Raw genomic sequence first — 23,606 nt, 5'->3', positions numbered from 1 at the left:
GTTCGGCGCATCATCACCCGGAGGAGCTCCTCCCGGTCCGCGCGGGTGTGGGGGTAAAACAGGGACAAGTGCTCCTCGGCGCGGCCCTGCCGTTTCAGGTCGACGGGCATGAGGTCGGGGCGGGCGGTGACGAGGAAGAAGATCACCTTTCCGCGGTGCGCCGGGTCGCTCATGAACGAGACGATCTGGGAGAAGACGCGCTGGCTCACGCCGCTGTCGCCTTGCATGTCGCGGTTCCCGAGCGCCGCGTCGGCCTCGTCGATCATGACGGCCACCGGCGTCATCGCCTCCAAAAGGTTCAGGATTTTTTCCAGGTTGCCCTCCGTGACGCCCTGCCACTGGGACCGAAAGTTCTTGAGCTTCACCATCGGAATCCCGATCTCCCCGGCGAAGCAGTTGATGAGAAAGGTCTTGCCGCAGCCCACGGGCCCGCTCACGAGATAGCCCATCGGGAGCACGTCGTGCCGGCCCGTCTGCACCGCCTGGGCGGCCTGGCGCAAGTGGTCCTTTGCCGCCGAGTGGCCGGCGATGAGGTCGAGCGAATTGTTCGTCTCGATGAACTCGAGCATGCCGTACGCCTCCGCCTCGATAAACTCCTTCTTGAGGTCGGAAAGTGTCTCGGCGCTCAGGCGGTTCTGGTTCTCCAGGACGTCGGCCAGGATGGTCCGGAGCTGCGTGTAGTTGAGGCCCGCGGTGTTTTGGGCAAGCGCGTCCGGGGAGACCTCCGAATGGGCCCGGAAGAGGTCGTCCCGCTCTGCCAGCGCCCAGTCGATGTACGCCCGTCGGTCGTCCTCCTCGGGGATGGGAACGTAGAGCTCGGCGGTGTGGGGGCTCTGGACCAGTTGCTGGTTCAGGTCCGTCAGGTTCTCGGTGAGCAGCGTGAGCGTGAAGTCGCTCTCCAGAAAGAGCGAGTCGCGGGACCATTTCTGCAGGTACACGAGCGACTGTCGGTCCTGGGCCGAATACATCGACGCCTCGGCCATGGGGGCCACCGTCTCGGCGTAGTCGATGACACAGGCCACCCGGGTGCCGTTCGAGAGGCGGAGGCGGAAGTAGCTCTCGAGCAGCTCGAAAACCTTGTCGGGGGCCTTCGGCAGGTTGTTTTCGTATTCGGTGCCGGCGAGGCTCGCCTGCCCGGCCAGGGCGCGGCTGAAGTCTTCTCGGGACGCTGCGTCCGCGAAGTGGATCCCGGCGCTGCGGTCGTAGAAGACGACCACGTCGCGGGCGGCGAACAGGTCGTCGGTCAGGAAGCGACGGAGCGGCGGGTAGATGCGGGCCCCGTCGCGGTCCTCGGCGGGCACCACGTCCCGGATGTCTCCGTGCAGGATAAAGGTCGAGACCGTCTTCGTGAAGTACTTTCGTGCCAGCTCGCGGGCCCACGGCGGGTAATGAGCGGTGTACGGCTCGAGCGGCGGTGTGTCGGGGGCGGTCTCGGGAGCATCGTCTACGGCAGAAGCCGCGTCGGGCTCGGACGGTTCGGGCTCGGGCATGGACACGAAGAACTTGAAAGGAAACCGACGGGATGGGGCGAACGAGAGGGGCGGGCACGGGATTCAACCGCGCAAGCAGACGCGTCCGCTGCGGAGGAAGATGGAGCCTCTCGGTTAGGCTTCGTGCCGGCCCCCAGTGCACAGCCGACCGGAAGGGGCCGATCGGAATGGCTCGATCTTGTTTGGGGGGGACGAAAACGGAATCCGGCGCCGCCTCCGCCCATACGAATGAGACGAAGATTCCCCACCTGTTCCTTCGACGAGGATTATATGGCCCCCGCCTTTTGTTCACGGCTGGCCCGCTCCCATGGTGTATCGCCGATGGGCACCGCCACCGAGGCCGCACGCTGGCTGCTGATCGAAGACCCCTCGCCGTGGAGCACGGACGCCGTCGAGGAGGCCGGCTGGGGCCGCAGTGTGCACGATGCCATTGCGGAGTGGACGAAAACAATGCCCGACCTGCGCGTGCAGCTGATTCGTCGAGGCCTCGAACGGTGGGACGCCCCCGGCCGCATTCGCTGCATCGCCGTGCGGGCCGGTCCGCGGCCGGTCGTGCGCAAGTGGTGGCTCGGGGCCTACGAGGACATTCCTGCTCTGCAGGTGCCAAAGGCGCTTCGGGCCTCCGCTTCTGAAACCGATTCAGGGCCGCTCGTGCTCACCTGTGTGAACGGCCGCCGGGATGCCTGCTGTGCCAAGTGGGGGCGTCCCGTCGCCCAGGCCGCGGCCGACGCCGCCCCCGACGCTGCGTGGCAGACGTCCCACCTCGGGGGCCACCGCTTCGCCCCGACCGCCCTGGTGCTGCCCGACGGCACGCACTACGGCTGGCTCCGCCCCGACGACATGGCCGATCTGGTGGAGGCGCACCGCCACGGACACCTGTATGATCTCGAACGGGTGCGCGGAGCGGTCCACCAGCCGCGGCCCGTGCAGGCGGCGTGCCTGTCCCTCCGGCGACACCTGGGGACGACCGCCCTCGCGGCCGTGCAGGGCGTGGGGGTGAAGGCGACGGATGCGCACTGGACGGTGCGGACGCAGGCCGAGAGCAAACGGCGAACGGCGCATGTGTGGCAGGAACAGCGGGGGACGCCGTTTCCTCACAGCTGCGGAAGTGATGAGGCGACGCCGGAGACGGCCTGGCGCGTGACGTGGAGGGACGCCGACGCACCCGGCCCCTGAGGGACAAACACGCGTGCCCCCACCGGGCGGTGGAGGCACGCCGTAATGCTCAGCACGAAATGTCCAGGGCGCACCCGATGCGGTTGTGAACCGAAAAGGGCCTGCCCTACGACGACGCGCGGTTAGGCAATCGTGATGTCGTCGTCGAGGTACACGTCCTGAATGGCATTTAGGATCTCGACGCCCTCCTCCATCGGCTTCTGGAACGACTTGCGGCCCGTGATGAGGCCGATGCCGCCGGCACGCTTGTTGATGACGGCCGTGCGAACCACCTGCTGCAGGTCGTTCTCGCCGCTGGCCCCGCCGGAGTTGATGAGGCCGCAGCGCCCCATGTAGTTGTTGGCGACCTGGTAGCGGGTCATGTCGATCGGGTGGTCCGTCAGCAGCTTCTCGTCGACGAGCGACGGGTCCTTGGCGTAGCCGCTGTCCTTGTGCTCACGCATCGCGGCGTATCCGCCCGTCAGGGTCGGCTGCTTCTGCTTGATGATGTCCGCCTCGATGGTGGCGCCGATGTGGTTGGCCTGGCCCGTCAGGTCGGCCGAGCCCTCGTAGTTGGAGCCGTTCAGGACGAACTCCTTGTTGCGCACGTAGCACCACAAGATGGTGGTCATGCCCAGGTCGTGCGCCTTCGAGAAGATCTTCGAGATCTCCTGCAGCTGGCGGTTCGACTCTTCGGAGCCCCAGTAGATGGTAGCCCCGACGCCGACGCAGCCCTGTTCGTAGGCGTCTTCCACGCGAGCGTAGGGCACCTGGTCGTACCGGTTCGGGTACGAGAGCAGCTCGCTGTGGTTGATCTTGAGGACGAACGGAATCTTGTGGGCGTAGTCCCGCGCCACAGAGCCGAGCACGCCATAGGTGGTGGCCACGGCGTTGCAGCCGCCCTCAATGGCGAGCTTGACGATGTTTTCGGGGTCGAAGTAGATCGGGTTCGGCGCAAAGGAGACCCCGGCGGAGTGCTCGATGCCCTGGTCAACGGGCAGAATGGAGAGGTAGCCAGACCCGCCGAGACGGCCGTGGTCGAAAATCTGCTGCATCGACCGGAGGACCTGGGGGCTGCGGTCTGAGCCCTTCCAGACGCGGTCGACGAAGTCCGGGCCGGGAAGGTGGAGCTGGTCTTTTGGGATGGTCTCGCACTCGTGATCCAGCAGGTCCTCGGCTTCGTCGCCGAGGTGCTTGGCAATGGGGGTGCGGGTTGCTTGGGCCATGGGTCGGTTGGGGAGGGTTGTGGGACAGAATGAGGAGGCAAGGGCCTCGGTCGGGCGTAGACGTGGAAGGCCTGCTCCATAAGGTAAGAAGCGAGACCGTCTTCGTCCACGTCAAGGAGGCAAGGCGGGCAACCCCTCTGGTGGAAAGTATGGGAATTTGGCGAACGAGGATCCAACCGTACGCTTGTAGGGCAACAGAGGCGCTTCGTCCGGCCGAGGCAAGGCCCAAACGCCGACGAATGCGCGGTCAGTCCCTGGCCTCCTCCAATACCTTCCCGGCCTTTTCGGCGATGCCGAGGAAACTCTCGGCCGCCAAGCTGGCACTGCCGATGAGTCCGCCGTCGATGTCGGGCTGAGAGAGGAGCCCGTACGCGTTGTGTGGCTTCATGCTGCCACCGTAGAGGAGGGGCACGTCGTCCGCCACTGCTGTGCCGTACCGCTCCGTCAGGTCGTCGCGGATCACCGCGTGCATCTCCTGGGCTTGTTCGGGCTCCGCGGACTCGCCGGTGCCGATGGCCCAGATCGGCTCGTAGGCCACGACGAGCTCGTCCGCACTGTCGATCGGGACGCCCGACAGGGCCCCGTCCACCTGCCCCTGGACGACCGTATCGGCCTCTCCCGCCTTCCGCTGCTCCAGCGTCTCGCCGACGCACACGATGGGCACGAGGCCGTGGGCCTGCGCCTGCTGGGCCTTGGCGTTCACGTCGGCATCGGTCTCGTCGTAGTACTTGCGCCGCTCGGAGTGGCCAAGAATGACGGCGTCACACCCGATGGAGGTGAGCATGGGAGCAGACACGTCGCCCGTGTAGGCCCCCTCGTCCTCGGCGTGCATGTCCTGGGCGCCCACCGTGACAGGCGCATCCGCCAGCGCGTCGGTGACGGCCGGCAGGTGGACGTAGGGGGGACAGACGAGGAACTCGACCGTCCCGAGGTCGGAGGAGGCGGACGAGAGGCCCTCCGCGATAGAGGCGGCGAGCGCCCGGCCGTCCGGGACGTCGGTATTCATCTTCCAGTTGCCAGCGACCAGCATGAACGAGGAGCAGTTGTGAAGGGAATCGAGAAGAACAGGGCGGCGCTACTTTCGCGCCTCATAGGCAAACATGGTCGGGGGGATGTTGCGGGGCTCGTACTCCTTCCTAACCTCCGAAAAGTGGTCGCGGAGCGGGGCCTCCAGGTGGTTATAGTTCTGATAGACGAGAAACTTTCCGTCGTCTGAGAGCACGTTCCGCGTCTGGGCGAGAAGCGTCTGTTTCTCGTCCTCGTCGAGGAACGAGAAGGGGATGCCCGACACAATGTAGTCGACCGCCTCCACGCCGCGCGTGTCGAGAATCTCAACAATGCGCTCGGCCCGGTCCTTCACCACGACGGCTCGGGGGTCGTCAGCGGTTCGCGCCTCAAGCATTTCCGCGAAGTCGGCATTGCTTTCGATGAGAAGGAGGGTGGAGTTCGGCGTCAGACGGTCAAGAATAAACTCGCTGAAGACCCCATTCCCCGGGCCGTACTCGACGATAATCTGGTCCTCCTCAAAATCGATCCACTTGCAGACACGTCGGACCAGGAAGGAGGAGGACGGGGCGATCGCCGCAACATCCTGGTCTCGGAGGAAATTTTTAATATAGGTGAGGGCCCCAGAGAGAACAGACGGCACGGCATGATCGGAGCTGTCGCGGAAGACGGGCGAGGGAGGAGCACGAGCCAAGTACGCGGACAGCGGGTCGTGTTTCAAGGCCTTCACGTTCCGACTCCATGAAGGATCTTCGGAAAAAGCTATGGCAGGGACAGCGGGGTGGGGGCCGATTGCTCGGGTTGGAGGAGCTGGGTGAGGCTTTGGCGGAGGGCGGGGAGGCCGCTCGCCTGGTAGCGGTCCACGATCGTCCCCGCACTGTCGATGAGAACCCAGCTGGGAACGCGGACGGCGTTGTACCGGGTGACGAGCGAGTCTCGGGCCCCGTCGGCGGCGATGGCTCGATGGCCCGGAAGTCGCCGGTGTTGCAGGAAGGCACGGTTCACGACCGTGTCGGGCTCGATGGACACAGAGACGAACGCGACGGAGTCGGCCCGAGTGGCGTCGTGGAGGGCGTTGCGGAGGGGGCGCTGCAGCGTGTACAGGTCGAGGCCGGGCCGGTAGTACTCAAGGACGACGGGCCGGCCCCGCAGGGAGCGGAGGGAGAGGGTGTCGCCCCGAAGGGTCCGGAGTGTGAGGCTTGGCGCCGGCATGCCCGGCTGCAGGCGGGTTGCCTCGTACTCCGTGCGCCGGGCCCACCGCGCCCAGGGGGTGTTCGGGAACCGGGCCCGGAGCTGTTGGGACGCCGACAGGGCCGGCTCCACCTGTGCGCTGTCCAGAAATGCCTGGATGCGGGCGGCCTGCACCCCGGCCCGTTGCCACGAATTGTCGGCACGGGCCTCCAGGGTGTCGAGGAGGGTGAGGGCCGCGCGGTGGCCATGGCGGCGGGCCTCCGCCCGTCGGGCAATGTGGGCGGCGTCGACATAGCGCGGGCTGCTGGAGGGGATCTGCCGGGCGCGGGCCACGACCAACGAATCGTTCCAGCCTTCGAGCAGCGAGAGCGACTCGACGGCAGCAAACTCCGCCGCGTAGGTGCCGGGGTACCGGTCTTGGAGGCGCCAAAGAACGCTGCTGGTAAGGCGGATGTTTTGGACCTGCGCGTTGGCGCCGGCAGCCCCGGTGCGGAGCCGACGCGTGAGCAGGCGTTGGTGCATGCTCATGGCGGTGCGGTACGCCTGCAAGGCCCGGTTTTCGGGAGACACCGGACGGAGCCCGTCCCCCCGCATCGGCAGCTCGACACGGAGGGCGGCGGTGTCGCCCGGAGCGACCACGTACTCGGTGCTGGCGAGTTGTTCTCGGCCCCCGCGGCCCCAGAGGGACAGGGCGTAGACGCCGCGCTTCGGCGCGGAAATCGGCATCTGAAAGCGGCCGTCGGGGCCGGGCCGGGCGTGGCCCAAAGTGTCGAGGCGGCGTCCGTCCGGCCGAACCACGAGCACCCGAACGTCACGGTACGCGTCCAGGCCGTCGGCGGACGAGTCGACGAGGACCTGTCCCTTCAAATGGCTTTGAATGGAGGGGGCGGGCTGCTGACAGGCCGTGCCCAGAGCGACGAGAAGAAGGGCCCCCAACACGCACTGCCCCGGGGAGACGGTGCTGGAGAGGACAGGGACGTAGGGAATCATCGGAGCGGCTACTCGTCAACGTTCGCCGGGTCCCGCCGCGCGTCAAGCGCCTCTTGGAGCAGCGACCGGACCAGCTCCGGGTCGGGGGAGCCGTCGAAGCGCTGCATCACCTGCCCGATAAAGAACCCGAAGAGGCCGTCTTTGCCTTCGAGGTAGGTCGTCACCTTGTTCGGGTTGTCGTCGAGCACGTCCTTCACCACGGGAGCAATCGCGCCGCGATCGGTCACCTGAATGAGGTCCCGCTCGTCGGCGATGCGGCCTGCGCTCTTGTCGGGCTCGGCGAGCATGGCCTCGAAGACCTCCTGGGCGCCGTTGGAGCTCACCTTGTCCTCCAGGCGCAGAAACACGAGCTGGGCCAGCCGCTCGGGGCCTACCGCCAGCTCATCGACGGCGAGGTCGCGCTCATTGAGCACGCGCATCACCTCGGTCATGATAAAGTTCGACACCGCCTTGGCCTGCGCGTCGGTGTCGCCCCCCTTGGTGCGTTTGTAGAGGTGCCGAAGGGCCTCCTCGAAGTAGTCGGCCACGGCGCGCTCCTCGGTCAGGACCCCGGCGTCGTATTCGGGCAGCCCCACTTCCTCGACGAATCGTTGTCGGCGGGCCCGGGGGAGCTCGGGAAGGCCTTCGCGGACCTCCTCGACCATGGCGTCTTCCACCTCCACTTCCACCAGGTCCGGATCGGGCAGGTAGCGGTAGTCGTGGGCCTCCTCCTTCGAGCGCATCGGGCGGGTCGTGCCCGCGTCTGCGTCCCAGAGCAGGGTCTGCTGGGTGATGGACGCCCCCCGCTCCTCGGCGGCAATCTGGCGGGCAATCTCATAGTCGAGCGCCTGCTCCACATGCCGCATCGAGTTCATGTTCTTGAGCTCGGTGCGGGTCCCAAATGCCTCTCGGCCGCGGGGCCGCACGCTCACGTTCGCGTCGCAGCGCAGGGACCCCTCCTCCATGTTGCCGTCGCTGATCCCCAAGTAGCGCACCAACTGCCGCAGCCGCTGCAGGAAGAGGTAGGCCTCCCGCGGGGAGCGGAGGTCCGGCTCGGTCACCATCTCCAAGAGGGGCACCCCGCACCGATTGTAATCGAGCTGCGTGGTGCCTCCGGACGGATCGTGTATGGACTTGCCCGCGTCCTCCTCCATGTGGATGCGCGTCAGCCCGATCCGGCGGGAGTCGGGGCTGGAGGGCGGCGCGTCCGCGTCCTCGCCTGGGAAGATCTCCACGTAGCCGTCGTAGCAGATCGGCGTGTCGTACTGAGAGATCTGATACCCCTTCGGCAGGTCCGGGTAGAAGTAGTGCTTGCGTGCAAAGGCGGAGCGGTCCGCAATGGAGCAGTGCGTGGCCACGCCGAGCCGCAGGGCGTAGGTGACCACCGTTTCGTTGAGCACGGGCAGCGTGCCCGGGTGGCCGAGGCTGATGGGGTCGACCTGCGTGTTGGGGGCGGCCCCAAACGCCGTGGCGTCGGGGCTAAAGATTTTGGCGTTGGTCTGGAGCTGGACGTGCACCTCCAGGCCGATGACCGGCTCGTACTTCTCGTAGGCCATACGTATCGGGCAGGGTCAGAAAGAGAGGAGAGGGCGGGACGACGTTGCCCCGAAAGCTGTAGGGGAACGAAAACCCGGGGGGCGGAGAAATGTTCGGGGCCGACCGGCGGGTCAAGGCCCGGCAGCACGCTCGGGATCCCCGTCGCCCCGATCCAGGGACGAGGCGTTCAGGGTCCAGTCGTAGGGCCGGTAGCGGACCGTGTACGCGCCCTGCGCCAGCGAGTCGCGCACCGAGCCTTCAAAGTACGGCGCAAGGGCCCGCTGAATGGCGGCCGGGGTGGGCCCAAAGTCGCCCCCGTACCATTTTAGGATGCGGGACAGAGCGATGGCCCCCTCGCGGTCGGGAATGCGGTTTTTGGGAGCTGCGTGGAGGAAGCGGCGGGCCTGCGCGTCGAGTTGCGCATCGAGCTGCGCGCCGGTGTAGGCCTCGCGGCGGAGGCGCGGACAGCTCTTGGCGGCACAGACGAGTGCGAAGTGGATGCGCGGCTCGTCGAACCGCTCGCGGATGATCTCGTGCTCGATCTCGTCGAGCGTGCGAACGGTGTCGGCGACGGGGCCGACGGGACGCTCAAACGGGGTGCCGCCGCCGGGCGGCCCGTCGATGTCCCGGATGCTCGCCACCGGATAGTGGTCGACGATCAGCTTCAGCGTGTAGGCGTTGTACGCATTGATCCAGAAGGCAAGGCGGGCCTCGCGGTCCAGCATGGACGGGCGGGTGTCCGCCAGTGCCTGGAGGTAGGGGGCGAGCACAGAGTCGGCCTGACGCTGCAGGGCCGCGTAGTCCACGTCGCCCCGAGCATCCACGAATTGCTCCAACAGACGATCGAACGCGGCGTGCCGGGTGGAGTCCGAGGTCGAAGGAGGGCCGCCGCGAGGGCCTGTGGCGAGGGCCCCCCCGCCACTAATCATGCACAGGAGCCCCACGAGCGTCCACATTCGCCCAGCCATTGGTGGTGTTCGATGTCTGATGGAACGACACGAGGGGATACAGACATCTGCATCCCGTACAGGCACGACTGAGCGAAGGGCGACGTTCCTGAGCGCCCTCATCCCGGAGGGAGGCACGGGTTTGAAAAGACGACCGGAGGAGGAGCCCTTGTGCGTCGGCAGGGGAGGCGTCGACGGCAGAATGGACCGTCTGGGCCTGAGAGGAATCCGCGGGGGGCGACGGGGCATCAACCTCCAGCACTGCGCACGACCAGCCGACAATGCCCCCGACGTACGCAAGGACGACGAGGGCAAGGCCTGCGTACTGTCGGTACGGAGGAGGACCGTCGGGCACGGGGAAGGGGAGGTGAGAAAAAGGAAACGCCAAGGACGTATCGGAGGCCTCTCGCCGCCTAGGGTTCCGAGCAGCGGCGCCTGTCGCGCGGGCTACGTGGGAGAGGGAGAGGCCGATGGGTCGCCGGATGGCGACGGGGCGGCGGCCAGGGCGGGCGGCAAGAGATGCCGAAACCACGCGGTGTATCGGTGGGGGTGGGCCGCCACGTCCTCGCGCAGAACGGAAGGGGACACCCACCGCCAGTCGGCCACTTCCTCGGCACTGGGGTAAATGCGGGGCGCGTCCGCCGAGCCGACGAACACGTGGTTGTGCTCGTGCTCGACGAGATTCTCGCCCACGGGAAGGTCGTAGCGGTCCTGGAGGATGGGCGTCAGGGACGCCGTGAAGCCCAGCTCCTCTGGCAGCCGTCGGTGGGCGCCGTCGATCGGGGCCTCCCCAGGTCGGGGGTGGCTGCAGCACGTGTTCGACCAGAGGCCGCCGGAGTGGTACTTGTCGACGGTTCGCTGCTGGAGGAGAAGGCGCCCCTCGGGGTCGAAGATGAACACGGAGAAGGCGCGGTGAAGCCACCCCTCCGCGTGGGCCCGGAGTTTGTCGGCGGTGCCGAGCGACCGGTCGTCCTCGTTCACCAGTACAACAGGGTGGGACATAAGCCGTGGGCAAGGAAAGCATCCGAAAACCACCCACAATATGAACTCGAGGCCGGTTCTCGTTGCCCAGCGCCCCCACTAGTTACGGGTTTATTTCAAAGTGCGTAGCGCCACATGCAAGCGATATCTCTTCCTTCCCGCAGGCCTCAAAACCTACTCTCGTCGTCGCTCCAGACGTGATTTGTGTCCTCAGCACCGCAGGAGCATGCCCTTCAGTCCTCGCATTCCAAGGGCACCTCGGCCCTTCGGTCACAGCACTTCGCTGGGGGGCAACTGGTCCAACCAACGGAGGCCGACTCTTGTCAGATGGGCTCTGCGTCGAGCTCAGAGGGACAATGGTGCTGTTTGGAAGGCGTTTTATCGAGAGGGAGAGGCTGAATCCTGAGGGAGTATAGAAAGTTTGGGCCGTAGCACAGGCCCCGGCAATGGCATTGGGTGTTTCGGAGAGACGGATTCTCAATCTTGGGGCTTGACGCACTCGGCTCAGATTCGTCCCTTTAGGACGGCTCTTAACGGGGCCGTTCCGCGTTTCAGTAAATTGTCAGCCTTGTTCTCATGCACAATCTCACGATCGACGGCGCTGGAACCTATGAAGTTGAAGAGGGCACGCGGCTCGTTCGGGCCCTCGAAGAGTGCGGGGTCGCGGTGGGGCACCGGTGCGGAGGGCAGGCGCACTGCACCACCTGTCGCGTCGAGTTTGAGGAAGGGGAGCCACAGGTCATGACCGAGGCCGAGTACGACAAGCTGACCGACATCGGACAGTTCGGGGAGATGCGTCTCGCCTGTCAAATCGTGGTAGACCGCGACATGAACGTCTCGCCCCTCATGACGGTCGAGGATCAGGGATGGGACGATGCGGGGCCGGATCCGGCCGTCACGGTGGAGCCGGCGGCGGAGTGGTTCCCGATTGAGGAGCTGGAGGACACATGAGGTTTCCGGGGCGGACCGCCTGGGGGGCAGCTTTGCCCGAACCGATGGAGAACCGCGCCCTCACGTTCCGCTGGTCTGCCTACGAGGCGTCCGTCTCGCCGTCGCCGTCTGCATCGCCGGAGGTGGAGGCTTCGTCCTTCGGCCCGTGCTCGTCGTAGTCGTTGACGTGAAAGCCGTCGCCCTTGAAGATGACGCCGGGATTATCCGTGATGATCCGTTCCACATCCTGTCCCGTCTCCGGACACGCGTCGAGAGGATCCTCCGTGATGGGCTGATCCACTTCGAAGGTGCTTCCGTCTTCACGGCGATATGTATAGGTTGGCATTGTCGAGAGGGTCGGCAGTCTGAGAGAGTCTGAAGCGGGGCTGCAACACGGGTGTTTGCCGCGTGTGTGCATATGGGACCCTGTTACTTTCTACCATTCGATTGTTTCCGGAACGAGCGGCAGTCCCGAGAGAAATTCAAGGAGTATCGGGCGGTACAACTGGGAAGAAGGGAGTGGAGACATGGGTTGAACCTGTGTGAACATTTCCCGTGTCCGGAACTCGATGGGTCCTCGCACCTAAATACGTGTGCTGTTTCGGCACAGACGGTCCGGTAGTTCAGTTGGTTTAGAATGCTGCCCTGTCACGGCAGAGGTCGCGGGTTCGAGTCCCGTCCGGACCGCTTGGCCCTCGATCCCGACCGTTCGGGATCGAGGGTTTTTGTCGTTTCAGCCCAGTCAGCCCGGAGGGACACGTTCTGACCGGTCCCCTCCCCATGTCCGGCCGGGTCGTCCCGACTGCTTGGCGTGCGTTCGCTGCCCCCGTCCTGTTCTGGTCCCCGATGCCCTCTTTTTCCCTTTCCTCTCCGTCCCGCCTGCTTACTCCGGTTGGATGGGGGGGCGTGGGCGCGCTTGCCCTCGCGCTGGGGCTCGCAGCGGCGGCCTCGCTTTGGAAGTTGTTGGCCATCGGGGCGACGGCCTTCGTGGCCATGACGGGAGGTGCGTGGCTGGGGACGCGGTCCGACGCGACGGGCCGATCCGGCAGTGTGCGGCAGGCGCGCCGGCTGGCCTGGGGCTACGGCGTGGCCAGCGGGGCGATGATTACGAGCACGGGAGCGTTCCTCATCCCAAGTGCCATCGGGCACGACCCTGCCACGGGCGGATTTGGGATTGCAGCCGGGGTGTTTCTGGGGTTTCTGCTACACGCGGGGCAGCACCAGCTGGCCCACCTGCACCTTCCGTTCGATGGCACGACCCTCGAGCTCACGGCCCATTCGCTGGCCGCCGGGCTGGTCATCGGGGCCGTTTACGCCACAATGCCCACGCTCGGCCCAGCACTCGGCCTTGCGATTGTTTCGCACAAAGGGCCGGCGGGCTACGCGGCGGCCCGGCGGCTGGGACGGACCGGGCGGTCGGTGTCGGGGCTCTCGATTCCGGCCGCCGCGGTCGCTGTAACGGCCGTGCCGGTGGGGCTCATCTCTCCTCCAGGGAATGACGTTGTGCACGCGCTGGTGTTTGGCATCGCGACGGGCATTTTTCTGCATGTGGCGCTCGACTTCCTCCCGCGCTGTGAAATTGGGGGAGAGGTCTCGGAGGCCGCCGGGCTGACGGAGGGGGAGGACCCTGAGAACGAATTCGACGCGCACCATCATCTGCTCGACCGACTCCGGCTGCACGCCGTGGCGAGCGCCTTCGTAGGGGGGGCAGTTGTCTTTGTCGCCTGGTGGCTCCTCCAGCCGTGAGTCCGAGGGCCCACTCCGGGCGGGCGTCCCCAGAAGCATCCTGGGTTATTGACAGGCGGCCCCCTACTGTCTATTCTTACGATGCACTCTACGGGCGTGCACCACCGCCCCCGTGGTCCACACTGGCACGAATCAACATTCCAGCTCTCCCATGCTTCAGTCTCGCCGCGCTTCCTTGTCTGCCCTCGCGCTCTTGTTTGGTGGCGTCCTGCTCCTCGCCGGTTGTGGCGGGGGCGGGGACGGTGACGGCGTGCAGATTCAGGCGGGCGACCGCTCGCCGTCCATCGACGGGGCCATGGCCCGCGTGACGGCCCCGGCCGACAGTGCGGTGGTGGACAGTGCGGGGGTCGACGCCACGGTTGAGGCCGAGAATTTTGAGGCGGGCATTCAGACCGACACGGAGCGGGCCAATGAGATTGCCAATTCCGGCAATGGGCAGCACTTTCACCTTATCGTGGACAACCAGCCCTACATGGCCAACTACGAGACCGGAACGCCCTTCGACCTCGGCGACCTGGAGCCGGGGGCGCACACCCTCGTTGCCTTCCCGAGCCGCTCCTACCACGAAAGCGTGAAGGGACCGGAGGCCTACGACTTGGTCAACTTTTACGTGGGAGAGGAGTCCGGGGAGTTCATGCTCGGGTCGAGAGAGCCGGCCATTATTTACAGCCGGCCGAAGGGGCGGTATCGCCGTGCCGATGCGGAGCGAATCATGCTCGACTTTTACCTGCACAACGTGGAACTGAGCCCGGATGGCTACCAGGCCCGATACACCATCCGCGACACCGATGGAACCGAGGTGGCGTCCATTACGCTCACCGAGTGGACTCCGGCGTTCGTGACGGGGCTGGAGGCCGGCACCTACGAAGTGAACCTCCAGCTCATCGGAAGTGATGGCAACGTCGTGCCGGGCCCCTTCAACGACACGACGCGGAAGATTCGAGTTCGTCCCGGAAACTAATTCCCTGCCTTGAAGTCGCGATGGCGTCCTTCGACTCTTTCTTTTGGCGTTGGGCCCTCCTAATCGTGGTTGGAGGGAGTGTCCTCCTTGGGGGGCACAGGGCCTGTGCGCAGCCCACGCCGGGCCCTGTGGCCCAGCCCCAGCCGGGCATCGATGTGCAGAACTACGACTTTGCCCTCACCCTCTCCGACACGACGGATCGAATCGAAGGGACGGCCACGGTGCGCCTCCGGGTCGAAGCCGACACGCTCACGGCCGTACGGCTTGACCTGGTCGGCCGGGCGACGGGCGGCGGCACCGGAATGCGCGTACAGTCGGTGGTGGAGGACGGAGAGGCCGTGCCGCATCGTCACGCCGGGGATCTTCTGCGCATCGATCCGCCCACGCTTGCGGCGGGAGAGACGCGCACGTTCCGCATCGAGTACGCGGGCGTGCCCGCCGACGGCCTCATCATTGGCACCAACCAGTACGGCGCCCGCACCTTCTTCGGCGACAACTGGCCGAACCGGGCCCGCCACTGGCTCCCGGTGGTGGACCACCTCTCCGACAAGGCGACCGTGTCGTTTCGGGTGACGGCCCCGGCGCCGTACGAGGTCGTCGGCAACGGCGCGCTGGTGGCCGACTCCATGGCGGGCGACGTGCGCCACACGCACTGGCGGTCCGACGTGCCGCTGCCGCCGAAGGTGATGGTGATTGGGGCCGCCGATTTTGCGGTGGACACGGCCGGGACCGTCGACGGCGTGCCCGTGCAGAGCTGGGTCTACCCGGAAGACCGGGGGCCGGGCTTTGAGGACCTGGGACAGGCCCCCCCCATCCTCCGCTTCTTCGAGGACAAGCTGGGGCCGTACCCGTACGAGAAGCTGGCCAACGTGCAGTCGACCACCCGGTACGGGGGCATGGAGAACGCGGCGGCCATCTTTTACAGCGAGACGGCGGTGGCCGACGGCGAGGACGACACGCCGCTGCTGGCGCACGAGATTGCGCATCAGTGGTACGGGAATACCGTCACCGAGGCGGACTGGCCGCACCTCTGGCTCAGTGAAGGCTTCGCCACGTACCTGACGGGCCTCTACCTGGAGCACGCCCGGGGCGAGGCGGCGCTCCGGCGCTACATGACGAGTGCCCGGCGGCAGGTCGTCCAGTTTCACGAGCAAAACCCGGACGAGCCGCTCGTGGACACGACCTACAGCGATCCGAACGAGCTCCTCAACACGAACCCCTACCAGAAGGGGGGCTGGGTGCTCCACATGCTGCGCCGGGCGGTGGGCACCGAGACCTTCTGGGCGGGCCTACGGGCCTACTACGAGCGCTACCGGAACGGCAACGCGAGCACCCGTGACTTCCGGGCCGTCATGGAGGATGTGTCGGGACAAGACCTAGAAACGTTTTTCGACCAGTGGACGCGCCGCCCCGGCCACCCGGTCATTGAGGGCACCTGGCGCTACGACGACACGGCGTCCGAGTGTGTCGTGACGCTGCGACAGACCCAGGACGCGCCGCCCTTCGAGGCGCCGGTGCAGGTGGCCTTCGGCGAGTCCCCGTCCCGCACCACGACGCTCTTTATGCGGGGCCGGGAGGCGCAGTCGCGCGTCGACTGTCCGGGCGCGCCGTCGTCCGTCACGATCGACCCCAACACGGATCTCCTCGCGGAGCTGTCGATGCGCCGCGCCGAATAATCCGTCGACCTGCATGATGCGTCGTCTCTTCGTCCTTCTTCTGATGGCGGGGGCATTGTCCCCCGTTGCGTCCGCCCAGTCCGATGGCGAACGAGCGCCCACGGCGGAGGCGGCGGTGCGGGCCACAATCGATGCTCTCTTCGACGGAATGCGGGCGGGGGACAGCACCGCGGTGCGGGAGGTCTTTCACGACGGCACCCGCCTGCACACCGCGGTGGGCCCGGGCGACACGGCCGGCGTGAGCCGGACCCCGGTCGATGCATTCGTCGAGTCGGTGGGGCAGCCCCGTGAGCGCGTCTGGGACGAGCGCACCTGGGACGTGGAGGTTCGGGTGGACGGGCCGCTCGCGAGTGCCTGGGTGCCGTATGTCTTCTACCTCGGCGACGAGCGGTCGCACTGTGGCGTGAACGCGGTCCAACTGGTGCGGCAGGGCGACGGCTGGCGCATTCTTCAACTCACGGACACCCGGCGGCAGGACTGCGACGTCCCCGCCGAGGTCCAAAAGTCGCGGTAGGGGGGAACGGTGTAACACTGGTGCGCGGCCGTCCGTGATGGACATGCACACTGCTCATCCGCATGTCCCATCACACCCCTGCCCCCCCATGCTCCGCCGACTGTCCGTCTGGTGCACCGCGCTCGCTTTTGGCCTCCTCGCCCTGCCGCTCCACGACGTCGCCGCCCAGGAGCGGGTCCGCGAGGCCCGCTCCGTGGAGGCCTTTACGGCCGTCGCGTTTCACGTGCCCGGCACCCTCCACCTCCGACAAGGAGACGATCGGTCCGTCGAGATCGAGGCGCCCCAACGAGTTCTCGACCAGTTCGAGGCCGCCGTCGAGAACGGAACCCTCACGCTGCCGGTCGGCCAGGACACGGGCTTCCTCGACCGTCTATTCGGGGACGGGGAGTCCTACGACGCGGAGGTGGACGTCTACGTGACGGCCCCGACCATCGAGTCCGTCTCCCTGACGGGGTCGGGCGAGATCGTGGGCGAGAATCAGATCGAGGCGGAGACCTTTGCCCTCAACGTGGCGGGGTCGGGCCGCACGACCCTGACTCTGAATACCGATCAACTCGATGTGCAGGTGGCCGGCTCAGGGACGACGACACTGCGAGGACGGGCCGGAACCCTCTCCGTCAACATCGCCGGCTCGGGGGACCTGCGGGCCGCGGAGCTGGAGACACAGGCCACGGAGGTAAACATTGCCGGGTCCGGTGACGCGGACCTGCACGTGACTGAGCAGCTGGAGGCCTCCATCTTCGGCTCCGGGGACGTGGGGTACCGGGGCCGGCCCGCGGTGTCGACGAACATCGTGGGGAGCGGAAACGTGAACGCGATCGACTGACGTTCCCCGCGATCTTTTGGGGGGCGCGGCGCATACGAGGCGTATGCCGCAGCCGAAGCATCGCTGAATCGGCCCTTCCAGTCTTCCTCACCAATCCGACTCCCCCGTGGACCCCGACACCTGTACCGTCACGATTCCCCGCGAAGAAGACGCCGCCGATGATCCCGAGTCCGTGGAGGTGTGGCCCCTGATCGAGGCGGCCCTCGACAAGATCGACGCCGACCCGTCGACCCGTGACGCCGCGGAGGCCGCCATCGAGCACGGCGACGGGAGCGTCGTCCTGGCCAACTACCTCAACAGCGAGGCCAAGCGGGTCCACGAGATGGACTACCGCTTCAAGGTGCCGCTCGTGGTGTGGGCCGCCGAGCAGGCCCGAGAGGACGACACGGCCACCTCCATCTACGACCCCGACGAGGGGTGCGTCTACTTCGAGACCGACGTGAGCCAGTTCTCCTTCCACGTCTACAAGGACTGGACCGTCGACTGGCCACAGGTGGCCGACGAGGTGCAGGCCGGCTACGAGTGGAGCGGGGAGGACAACCAGACGTGGGCGCTCGACTGGCTCATGGACTTCCTCGACGTGCCCACCGACGACTACATGGTGTAGGGCCCAGTGTCCCAGTACAGGGCAAAACGCGCTACTCCGGCGCTCCGGCGTCGTAGCCCGGCGGCCGGTCGCCCAGGTCCTCGTACCGGCGCAGGAGGCGCTTCTGGCGCGAGTCGTCGGGCATCTCCGTGCCGCCAATGAAGACGTGCTCGACGCTCGTGAGCGGCTCGAACGGGTCGCCCGACCACACGACGACGTTGGCCGTCTTGCCGACCTCCAGCGAGCCGTGCGTGTCGGCCACGCCCAGCAGCTCGGCCGGGGCGAGGGTGATGGCCCGGAGCGCCGCGTCCCGGTCCATCCCGTGGCGCACGGCGTTACCGGCCTCCAGCCGCAGTGTGCGGGCGTTGTGCGTGTCGAACGTTGAGAGGGCGACCGGCACGCCGGCCGCGTGGAGGCGGGCGGCGTTGTCGAAGCGGGCGCCGAGGCGGTCGAACGCCGTCGGCAGGTTGTTGAGCGCCTTTACGATGACGGGCACGTTGGCCTCCGCCAGGCGGTCGGCCCGCATCCAGGCCTCCTCGCCGCCCTGAATGCGGAGGTCGAGATCGAACTCCTCGGCGATGCGGAGCGCCGCGTCGATGTCGCTGGCGCGGGCGGCCTCCACCACGAGCGGCCGGTCGCCGTCGAGGACCGCGGTCAGGGCCTCCAGGTCGAGCCGCGAGACGGACAGGTCGCGCGTGGCGCCGCGCTGGTACTCGTCCTCCCGCCCGGCATAGAACTGCGCGTCGGCCAGCGCCTCGCGGAGCCGCATCGCGAGCCCGCCCCGTGCCTCGCCGGTCGCGTCGGCCGCGTCCGGCGTGAAGGCCGCGTAGAGGGCCGCCCGGTCGCGCACCAGCATCTGCTCGATTGTCTCGCCGTGCAGGTCGATCACCGCGCCCTGCCCCGCCACGGCGCCGCCGGACGGGATGGAAGCGACCGTCGTGACGCCGCCGAGGCGCGTGACGGGGATCACGACGGAGTTGGGATTGATGCCGTCGGTGACGCGAAAGGCCGCCCGGACCGCGTCGTCGGTGTCGAGGGCGTTGTCGCGGGTGTCCCGGACGGCGCTGACCTCAATGAGGCCGGTGGCGGTGGCCGCGTCCATGAAGCCGGGCGTGACCACCTGTCCGGAGAGGTCGATCCGCCGGGCGCCGGAGGGGACCGATACGTCGCCACGCGGGCCGACCGCCGCGATGGTGTCCCCCCGAAGCAGCACGACGCCGTCGTCAATTTCGGGGCCACTTATGGGGTGGACGGTGCCGCCCACGAGGGCCGTGGGCTGGGCCGCAACGGGGAGTGCCGCGAGGAGCAGCAGCGACACGAGGCACACGAGGCGACGGGGTGGAGACATGGCGGGGCAGAAGGGGAGGGGAGAAGCGGCGACTGAGCAGGGCACCCGCGGCTAGTTCTGGACCGGGCCGCCGAGCTCGAAGTCGGATTGGGGCTGGCGATTGGGGTCGGTGCGGTCGTAGACGAGGGCGCCGTCCATCCAGACGCGCTGGGCCTTGGTGTACACGCTGAAGGGGTCACCCGTCCAGAGCACCACGTCGGCGTTCTTCCCGGGCTCCAGGGTGCCGATGCGGTCCTGAATGCCGAGGGCCCAGGCGGGGTGGGCGGTGACCCAGCGGAGGGCCTCGTTGCGCGAGATGGTGAGCCCCGCCTCGCGCCCGGCCCGCAGCGCCTTGGCGGCCTCGTGGTGGAGGCGCTGGATCTCGAGGTCGTCGTCGGAGTGGACGATGGCGCGGGCCCCGGCGTCGTGGACGAGCGGTACGTTTTCGGGGATGCCGTCGAACGCCTCCATCTTGAAGCCCCACCAGTTCGACCACATGGAGGCCGAGATGTCCGCCGTCGCCAGCAGGTCCCGGATTTTGTAGGCCTCCACGGCGTGGTGGAACGAGCGGATGTCAAACTCGAACTCCTGGGCAATCTCCATGACGGTCGTCATGTCGTCGGCGCGGTAGCAGTGCACCTGCACCAGCATGTCGCCGCGCAGCACCTGGGCCAGCGTCTCCATGCCGAGGTCGCGCTCCGGCGGTTCACCCGTCGGGTCGCTCAGCCAGGCGTCCCATGTTTTGCGGTAGGCCTGCGCGTCGAGGAAGGTGCGCCGGAGGCCGTTGGCGGTGCCCATCCGGGTGGTGGGGAAGCCGGCGCCGCCCTTCGGGTTTTCGCCACAGGCCATCTTGAGGGTGCCGGGGGCGTCGGGGAATTTCATGTCTTGGGGCGTGCGGGCGGGGATGAGCTTGGCGGTAAAGCCGCGGCCCTCGATCAGGTCGCCGCTGCCGGGGAGGAGGAGCGCCGTGGTGGTGCCGCCGGCCAGGGCCCGCGCAAAGCCGGGGCCCTGCGGCCACACGCCGTGCTCCATCCAGAGCTGGGGCGTGGCCATGCCCGCCTCGTTGTTGTCGTAGTGCGGCCCCACCTCCGGCGTGGCCGACACGCCGAGGTGGGAGTGGCTGTCGATGAGGCCCGGCGTGACGTACATGCCGTCGCCGTCGACCACGCGCGCCTCGTCGGGCACCGCCAGGTCGGTGCCCAGCGTGTCGATCTGTCGGTCGCGCATCAGCAGGTCGCCGCCCTCGATCGTCTTCCCGGCGGCGGTCATGATCGTCGCGTTCTGGATGAGTGTGGGCGTGGCGGGCAGCGGCTCGTAGCTCGACTCGAAGGCGTCGTTGTAGGTGCCCTGGCGCATGTTCTCCCGCGTGGCGTCGTCGTACCCGGAGTCGGCGCCTTCGGACGAGGAGGTGGCCGAGTCGGTGCCGGCACAGCCGACCAGCAGGACGAGGAAGAGGCAAAACCCGGCGAGGCGGGACACGGTCGGCATCGACGGACGGACGGGAACCACGGGACAGAGGCGCGCAGGGAACGGCGGTGAGCCCCACCAACGTACCAGCGAGCCCGCGGCGACGCAACACAGAGCCCCATCACTGAGCCCCCCGGCGGTGTGCACGACGCGTCCGGCCCGGTTTCGAGTGCCCCGGAGGAGGGACGGTCTGCCTTCGTTCGGGCGGGCCTCCTGTCCGAGGTGGCCCTGGGACTGGTCGGGTGGGGCCTGGGCGCGTGGCGGGGGATCGACTGGGGGGCACAGCTCCGGTGGACGCCCGAGGTCGCTCTGTGGGGCAGCCTGGCGGGCGTCGTGCTCGTGGGGCTCCATCTGGTGCTGCTCCGCCCCGGAGGTCCGCGCAATCCGCTGTACCGGGCCATCTACCGTCCGCTGGTGCGCACACTGCGCCCACACCTGCGCGGGGTGGGCACGCCGGGCCTCTTTCTGCTGGCGCTCGCGTCGGGCATGGGGGAGGAGGTGCTCTTTCGAGGCTGGCTGCAGGCCGAGACGGGGCTCGTGGGGGCCAGCCTGCTCTTCGGAGCGGCCCACGTGTGGGGCCGCGACGCCGTCCCGTACGGCCTCTACGCCGCCGCGATGGGCGGCCTCCTGGGTGGGCTCCTCATCGTCACGGGCTCGCTGTGGGCCCCGGTGCTTGCCCATACCCTCAACAACCTGCTCGGCTTTTTAGCGCTGCGGGAGGGGTGGTTCGCCCCGTCCGTGGAGGCGCCCGCCCCCGACGGGGACGGATGACCGGACCGTCGGGCCCACGGCTACCGGCCGCGCACCTGGGCGGTGGCCGCCCGCACCCGCTCGGTGAGCGTCCCGATCGCGTCGCGGTACACGGCGGTCCACCGGTCGAGCGTGTCCGCCGGGGCCGTCGTCTCCACGGGGTGGCGCAGGCCGGGCAGCATCCAGGACGCGTAGCCGTTGAACGGGTTCGGCGAGGCGTACAGCGAGCGGTACTGGTCGCCGAACGGCAGGCCGTCGCGGTGCAGGAACGCCTGCTCCAGTGTCAGCAGCGTATCGTTGATCGCGTCGGCGTTGGGCGGCGGGCCCGCCGCCAGGCGCTCCGCGCGGGCCTCCTCAAACGCCGCCGCGGCGCGGGCCAGCGTGTCGAGTGGGGCGGTGAGCCTCCCGGGCGAAAAGGAGAGGCCCTTTGCCGCGGCCCGCGTCGCGATCGTCTCCACGTGGTCGCGCAGGTCTTCGGCGTAACGGGCCACGTCGTAGGGCAGCACGTCGGCGTTGGCGAGGCGCAGGGCGAGCGTGCCGTCGAGCCGGGCGAGGGCGGGGCCGTATACGAAGCTCGTGTCGGCGAAGCGTTTGTACCACGCAAAGTTGTCGTAGGCGGAGTGGTACACGGGCGTGGTGCCCGAGAAGCCGCCGCTGGCCGACGGCACGCCGGCGTACGTGTAGAAGCCCACGTGGTCGGAGCCCCCGCCCAGGTCGCCGAGGCGGTCGCCGGCCTCGGTGCGGGCGGCGAGGTGGTCGTAGACGGTGGTGGTATCGTCCGGGGCGCCCGGATAGAGGACGTCGCGCGCCGCGTCGAGCAACGGGCCTTTCAGGGAGGGAGCCGCGGCCGCCCCGAAGCGCCCCCCCGAGACGGCCGCGTCGGCGTTGAGGTACGCGACGGCGCCCCCCTGCAGCTCGTCCTCCAGCTGTTCGACCCATTCGGTGGAGCCGAGAATGCCGTACTCCTCGGCGTCCCAGTGGGCAATTTTGATCGACCGGGTCGGGCGGCACCCTGCGTCGGCGAGCGTGCCCAGCGCCTCGGCCAGGGTCAGCAGCATCGCCGTGCCGCTGTTCGGGTCGGTGGCGCCGAAGGTCCAGGCGTCGAAGTGGGCGCCCAGAATGACCCACTCGTCGGGGTGAGCGGTGCCCTCGATCGTCCCCACGACGTTCGTGGCGCGGGTCAGCTCCTTGGGCTGGTCCACCTTCAGGCGCACCGTGAGGTCGGATCCGCCCGTGAGACGGTAGGCGAACGGGAGGCCGCCCTGCCAGCCCTCCGGAACGGCCTCGCCCGTCATGCGCGACAGGATCTTCCGGGCCGAGCCGTAGGGCAGCGGGGCGACGGGAAGTTCAGGCAGGTCGGCGTCCGCCGGGTCGAGCCGGTTCACGTCGGCGTCCGCGCCGGTCGGGAGCGAGGGGCCGTCCGGCGTGAGCGGATCGCCGCCCAGGGGCGTGAGGACCGATCCGCGCTGAATCATGCTCGCGGACAGGTATCGGCCTTCGGGGTAGGGAAGCCCCTCGGTGTAGCCGCCGTCGGCGGGATCGGTGTACAGGAGGAGGCCGGCGGCGCCGTATTCCTCCGCGTATTTGGCCTTAAAGCCCCGAAAATTCCCACCGTAGCGGGCCACCACAATCTTGCCGTCGAGGTCTACGCCGAGCGAGTCGAGCCTTTCGAAGTCCGCCCTGCGCCCGTAGTTGGCGTACGCCACCTCCCGGGTTACGTCGCCGGAGCCGGAGTAGGCGTTCCAGGCGGGACGCAGGGCCGGGTGGCCGGAGAAGGAATCCTCATCGTGGACGTACTCCTGGCGATTGAGGGGCTGGCGGGTGGGCGTGACGAGCGCGACGTCCGTGTGGTGCGCCGATTCGGGCGACGGCATGTAGAGGTCGTACGGGTAGTGCGTCGTCGAAAGCCCGGCGGCCGCCATCACGGAGTCGAGGTAGGCCCGCACGCGGTCGTTGGCGGGCGTGCCGGCGGGGTGGGGCTCGTCGGTCAGGGCCTTCAAGTGGGCCCGAAAGGCGGCGGGGGTGGGCTGGTCGGCCAGCCGGGCCTCGCAGGCGCGCTGCTGCTCTGCGGAGGCGGGGGCGAAGCCGGAGAGCGGCTGCGAGTGCGCCGGGAGCGGGAGGGCCATGAGGACGGCACACAGCCCCGTGAAGACACGAAGGGACATGGGCGTTCAAGCAATCTCGTGGGGGATGGAGCGATCATTCAAGATTCAGGATCCGCCTGTACGACCAGGCGGGGCGGGATGCCGGCCCGCAGCATCCGGTCGGCGAGGCGGAGGAGGCGTTGCTGCTCCGGCCAGGCCAGTCGGCCGGCGGCCTCTTC

21 protein-coding genes and 1 tRNA gene are annotated in these 23,606 nt (G+C 67.9%); 10 read left to right on the top strand and 12 right to left on the bottom strand.

All coding sequences use genetic code 11. From position 1 onward, the window contains the following. Positions 1-1,490 (bottom strand): ATP-binding protein (locus V5A20_RS06060; RefSeq protein ID WP_332326912.1); only part of this gene is annotated, 1,490 nt, incomplete at its 3' end. A 270-nt stretch (positions 1,491-1,760) separates the two neighbouring features. On the opposite strand from V5A20_RS06060, the gene V5A20_RS06055 reads away from it, so the two are divergent. Further along, a complete protein-coding gene (locus V5A20_RS06055; RefSeq protein ID WP_332315152.1) occupies positions 1,761-2,666 on the top strand; it encodes a sucrase ferredoxin in 906 nt (301 codons plus the stop codon). A gap of 122 nt (positions 2,667-2,788) precedes the next feature. On the opposite strand, the gene V5A20_RS06050 is transcribed toward V5A20_RS06055, so the two are convergent. The 7 genes from V5A20_RS06050 to idi form a co-directional block, all read right to left on the bottom strand. Then, positions 2,789-3,871 (bottom strand): class I fructose-bisphosphate aldolase, encoded by a 1,083-nt coding sequence (locus V5A20_RS06050; RefSeq protein WP_332315151.1) that lies wholly within the window; start codon positions 3,869-3,871, stop codon positions 2,789-2,791. Positions 3,872-4,118: 247 nt separating this feature from the next. Next, positions 4,119-4,901, bottom strand: coding sequence for a triose-phosphate isomerase (gene tpiA / locus V5A20_RS06045; RefSeq protein ID WP_332326911.1), 783 nt, complete (start codon positions 4,899-4,901; stop codon positions 4,119-4,121). A gap of 45 nt (positions 4,902-4,946) precedes the next feature. Beyond that, positions 4,947-5,519, bottom strand: a complete 573-nt coding sequence (locus V5A20_RS06040; RefSeq protein WP_332315149.1) for a class I SAM-dependent methyltransferase — start codon at positions 5,517-5,519, stop codon at positions 4,947-4,949. A gap of 119 nt (positions 5,520-5,638) precedes the next feature. Beyond that, on the bottom strand, positions 5,639-7,057 hold the full coding sequence (locus V5A20_RS06035) for a TlpA family protein disulfide reductase (protein WP_332326910.1): 1,419 nt from the start codon (positions 7,055-7,057) through the stop codon (positions 5,639-5,641). 8 nt (positions 7,058-7,065) lie between these two features. Continuing rightward, on the bottom strand, positions 7,066-8,592 hold the full coding sequence (gene gatB / locus V5A20_RS06030; RefSeq protein ID WP_332326909.1) for an Asp-tRNA(Asn)/Glu-tRNA(Gln) amidotransferase subunit GatB: 1,527 nt from the start codon (positions 8,590-8,592) through the stop codon (positions 7,066-7,068). Positions 8,593-8,703: 111 nt separating this feature from the next. Next, positions 8,704-9,540, bottom strand: coding sequence for a DUF547 domain-containing protein (locus V5A20_RS06025; RefSeq protein WP_332326908.1), 837 nt, complete (start codon positions 9,538-9,540; stop codon positions 8,704-8,706). Positions 9,541-9,966: 426 nt separating this feature from the next. Continuing rightward, entirely contained in the window at positions 9,967-10,521 is a 555-nt protein-coding gene (gene idi, locus V5A20_RS06020; RefSeq protein WP_332315145.1) for an isopentenyl-diphosphate Delta-isomerase, read from the bottom strand. 555 nt (positions 10,522-11,076) lie between these two features. Here idi and V5A20_RS06015 point away from each other — a divergent pair. After that, a complete protein-coding gene (locus tag V5A20_RS06015; protein WP_332315144.1) occupies positions 11,077-11,451 on the top strand; it encodes a 2Fe-2S iron-sulfur cluster-binding protein in 375 nt (124 codons plus the stop codon). Positions 11,452-11,530: 79 nt separating this feature from the next. On the opposite strand, the gene V5A20_RS06010 is transcribed toward V5A20_RS06015, so the two are convergent. Then, positions 11,531-11,776, bottom strand: coding sequence for an FmdB family zinc ribbon protein (locus V5A20_RS06010; protein ID WP_332315143.1), 246 nt, complete (start codon positions 11,774-11,776; stop codon positions 11,531-11,533). A 266-nt stretch (positions 11,777-12,042) separates the two neighbouring features. Here V5A20_RS06010 and V5A20_RS06005 point away from each other — a divergent pair. The 7 genes from V5A20_RS06005 to V5A20_RS05975 all read left to right on the top strand — a co-directional run bounded on the left by V5A20_RS06005 (position 12,043) and on the right by V5A20_RS05975 (position 17,760). Continuing rightward, positions 12,043-12,117: transfer RNA gene (locus V5A20_RS06005), tRNA-Asp, on the top strand. Positions 12,118-12,276: 159 nt separating this feature from the next. Beyond that, on the top strand, positions 12,277-13,176 hold the full coding sequence (locus tag V5A20_RS06000; RefSeq protein ID WP_332315142.1) for a hypothetical protein: 900 nt from the start codon (positions 12,277-12,279) through the stop codon (positions 13,174-13,176). A 151-nt stretch (positions 13,177-13,327) separates the two neighbouring features. Continuing rightward, positions 13,328-14,137 carry a hypothetical protein gene (locus tag V5A20_RS05995; RefSeq protein ID WP_332315141.1) on the top strand — a complete coding sequence of 270 codons (810 nt, stop codon included), beginning with the start codon at positions 13,328-13,330 and terminating at the stop codon, positions 14,135-14,137. A gap of 128 nt (positions 14,138-14,265) precedes the next feature. Next, positions 14,266-15,813: a M1 family metallopeptidase gene (locus V5A20_RS05990; RefSeq protein ID WP_332326907.1), complete on the top strand. Its 1,548-nt coding sequence runs from the start codon at positions 14,266-14,268 to the stop codon at positions 15,811-15,813. Between the two features lie 13 nt (positions 15,814-15,826). Continuing rightward, positions 15,827-16,327, top strand: coding sequence for a nuclear transport factor 2 family protein (locus V5A20_RS05985; protein WP_332315139.1), 501 nt, complete (start codon positions 15,827-15,829; stop codon positions 16,325-16,327). A gap of 88 nt (positions 16,328-16,415) precedes the next feature. After that, positions 16,416-17,153 (top strand): head GIN domain-containing protein, encoded by a 738-nt coding sequence (locus V5A20_RS05980; RefSeq protein ID WP_332326906.1) that lies wholly within the window; start codon positions 16,416-16,418, stop codon positions 17,151-17,153. Positions 17,154-17,259: 106 nt separating this feature from the next. Continuing rightward, positions 17,260-17,760: a hypothetical protein gene (locus V5A20_RS05975; RefSeq protein ID WP_332315137.1), complete on the top strand. Its 501-nt coding sequence runs from the start codon at positions 17,260-17,262 to the stop codon at positions 17,758-17,760. A 31-nt stretch (positions 17,761-17,791) separates the two neighbouring features. Here the strand turns inward: V5A20_RS05975 and V5A20_RS05970 are convergent, their stop codons facing one another. Together V5A20_RS05970 and V5A20_RS05965 are read right to left on the bottom strand one after the other, a co-directional pair. Beyond that, positions 17,792-19,087, bottom strand: coding sequence for an amidohydrolase family protein (locus tag V5A20_RS05970; RefSeq protein WP_332315136.1), 1,296 nt, complete (start codon positions 19,085-19,087; stop codon positions 17,792-17,794). A gap of 51 nt (positions 19,088-19,138) precedes the next feature. Beyond that, complete coding sequence (locus V5A20_RS05965) at positions 19,139-20,554, bottom strand: amidohydrolase family protein (RefSeq protein ID WP_332315135.1); 1,416 nt, start codon at positions 20,552-20,554, stop codon at positions 19,139-19,141. A gap of 120 nt (positions 20,555-20,674) precedes the next feature. On the opposite strand from V5A20_RS05965, the gene V5A20_RS05960 reads away from it, so the two are divergent. Continuing rightward, entirely contained in the window at positions 20,675-21,304 is a 630-nt protein-coding gene (locus V5A20_RS05960) for a CPBP family intramembrane glutamic endopeptidase (RefSeq protein ID WP_332315134.1), read from the top strand. A gap of 20 nt (positions 21,305-21,324) precedes the next feature. Here V5A20_RS05960 and V5A20_RS05955 read toward each other — a convergent pair whose 3' ends face one another. Continuing rightward, a complete protein-coding gene (locus V5A20_RS05955) occupies positions 21,325-23,448 on the bottom strand; it encodes a M28 family peptidase (RefSeq protein ID WP_332326904.1) in 2,124 nt (707 codons plus the stop codon). Between the last annotated feature and the right edge of the window lie 158 nt (positions 23,449-23,606).

Origin of the sequence: Salinibacter sp. (genome assembly GCF_036626415.1) — a bacterium.
Taxonomy (GTDB): Bacteria; Bacteroidota; Rhodothermia; order Rhodothermales; family Salinibacteraceae; genus Salinibacter.
The sequence above is the reverse complement of the archived record's forward strand: the minus strand, read 5'-3'. Positions and strand labels throughout refer to the sequence as shown.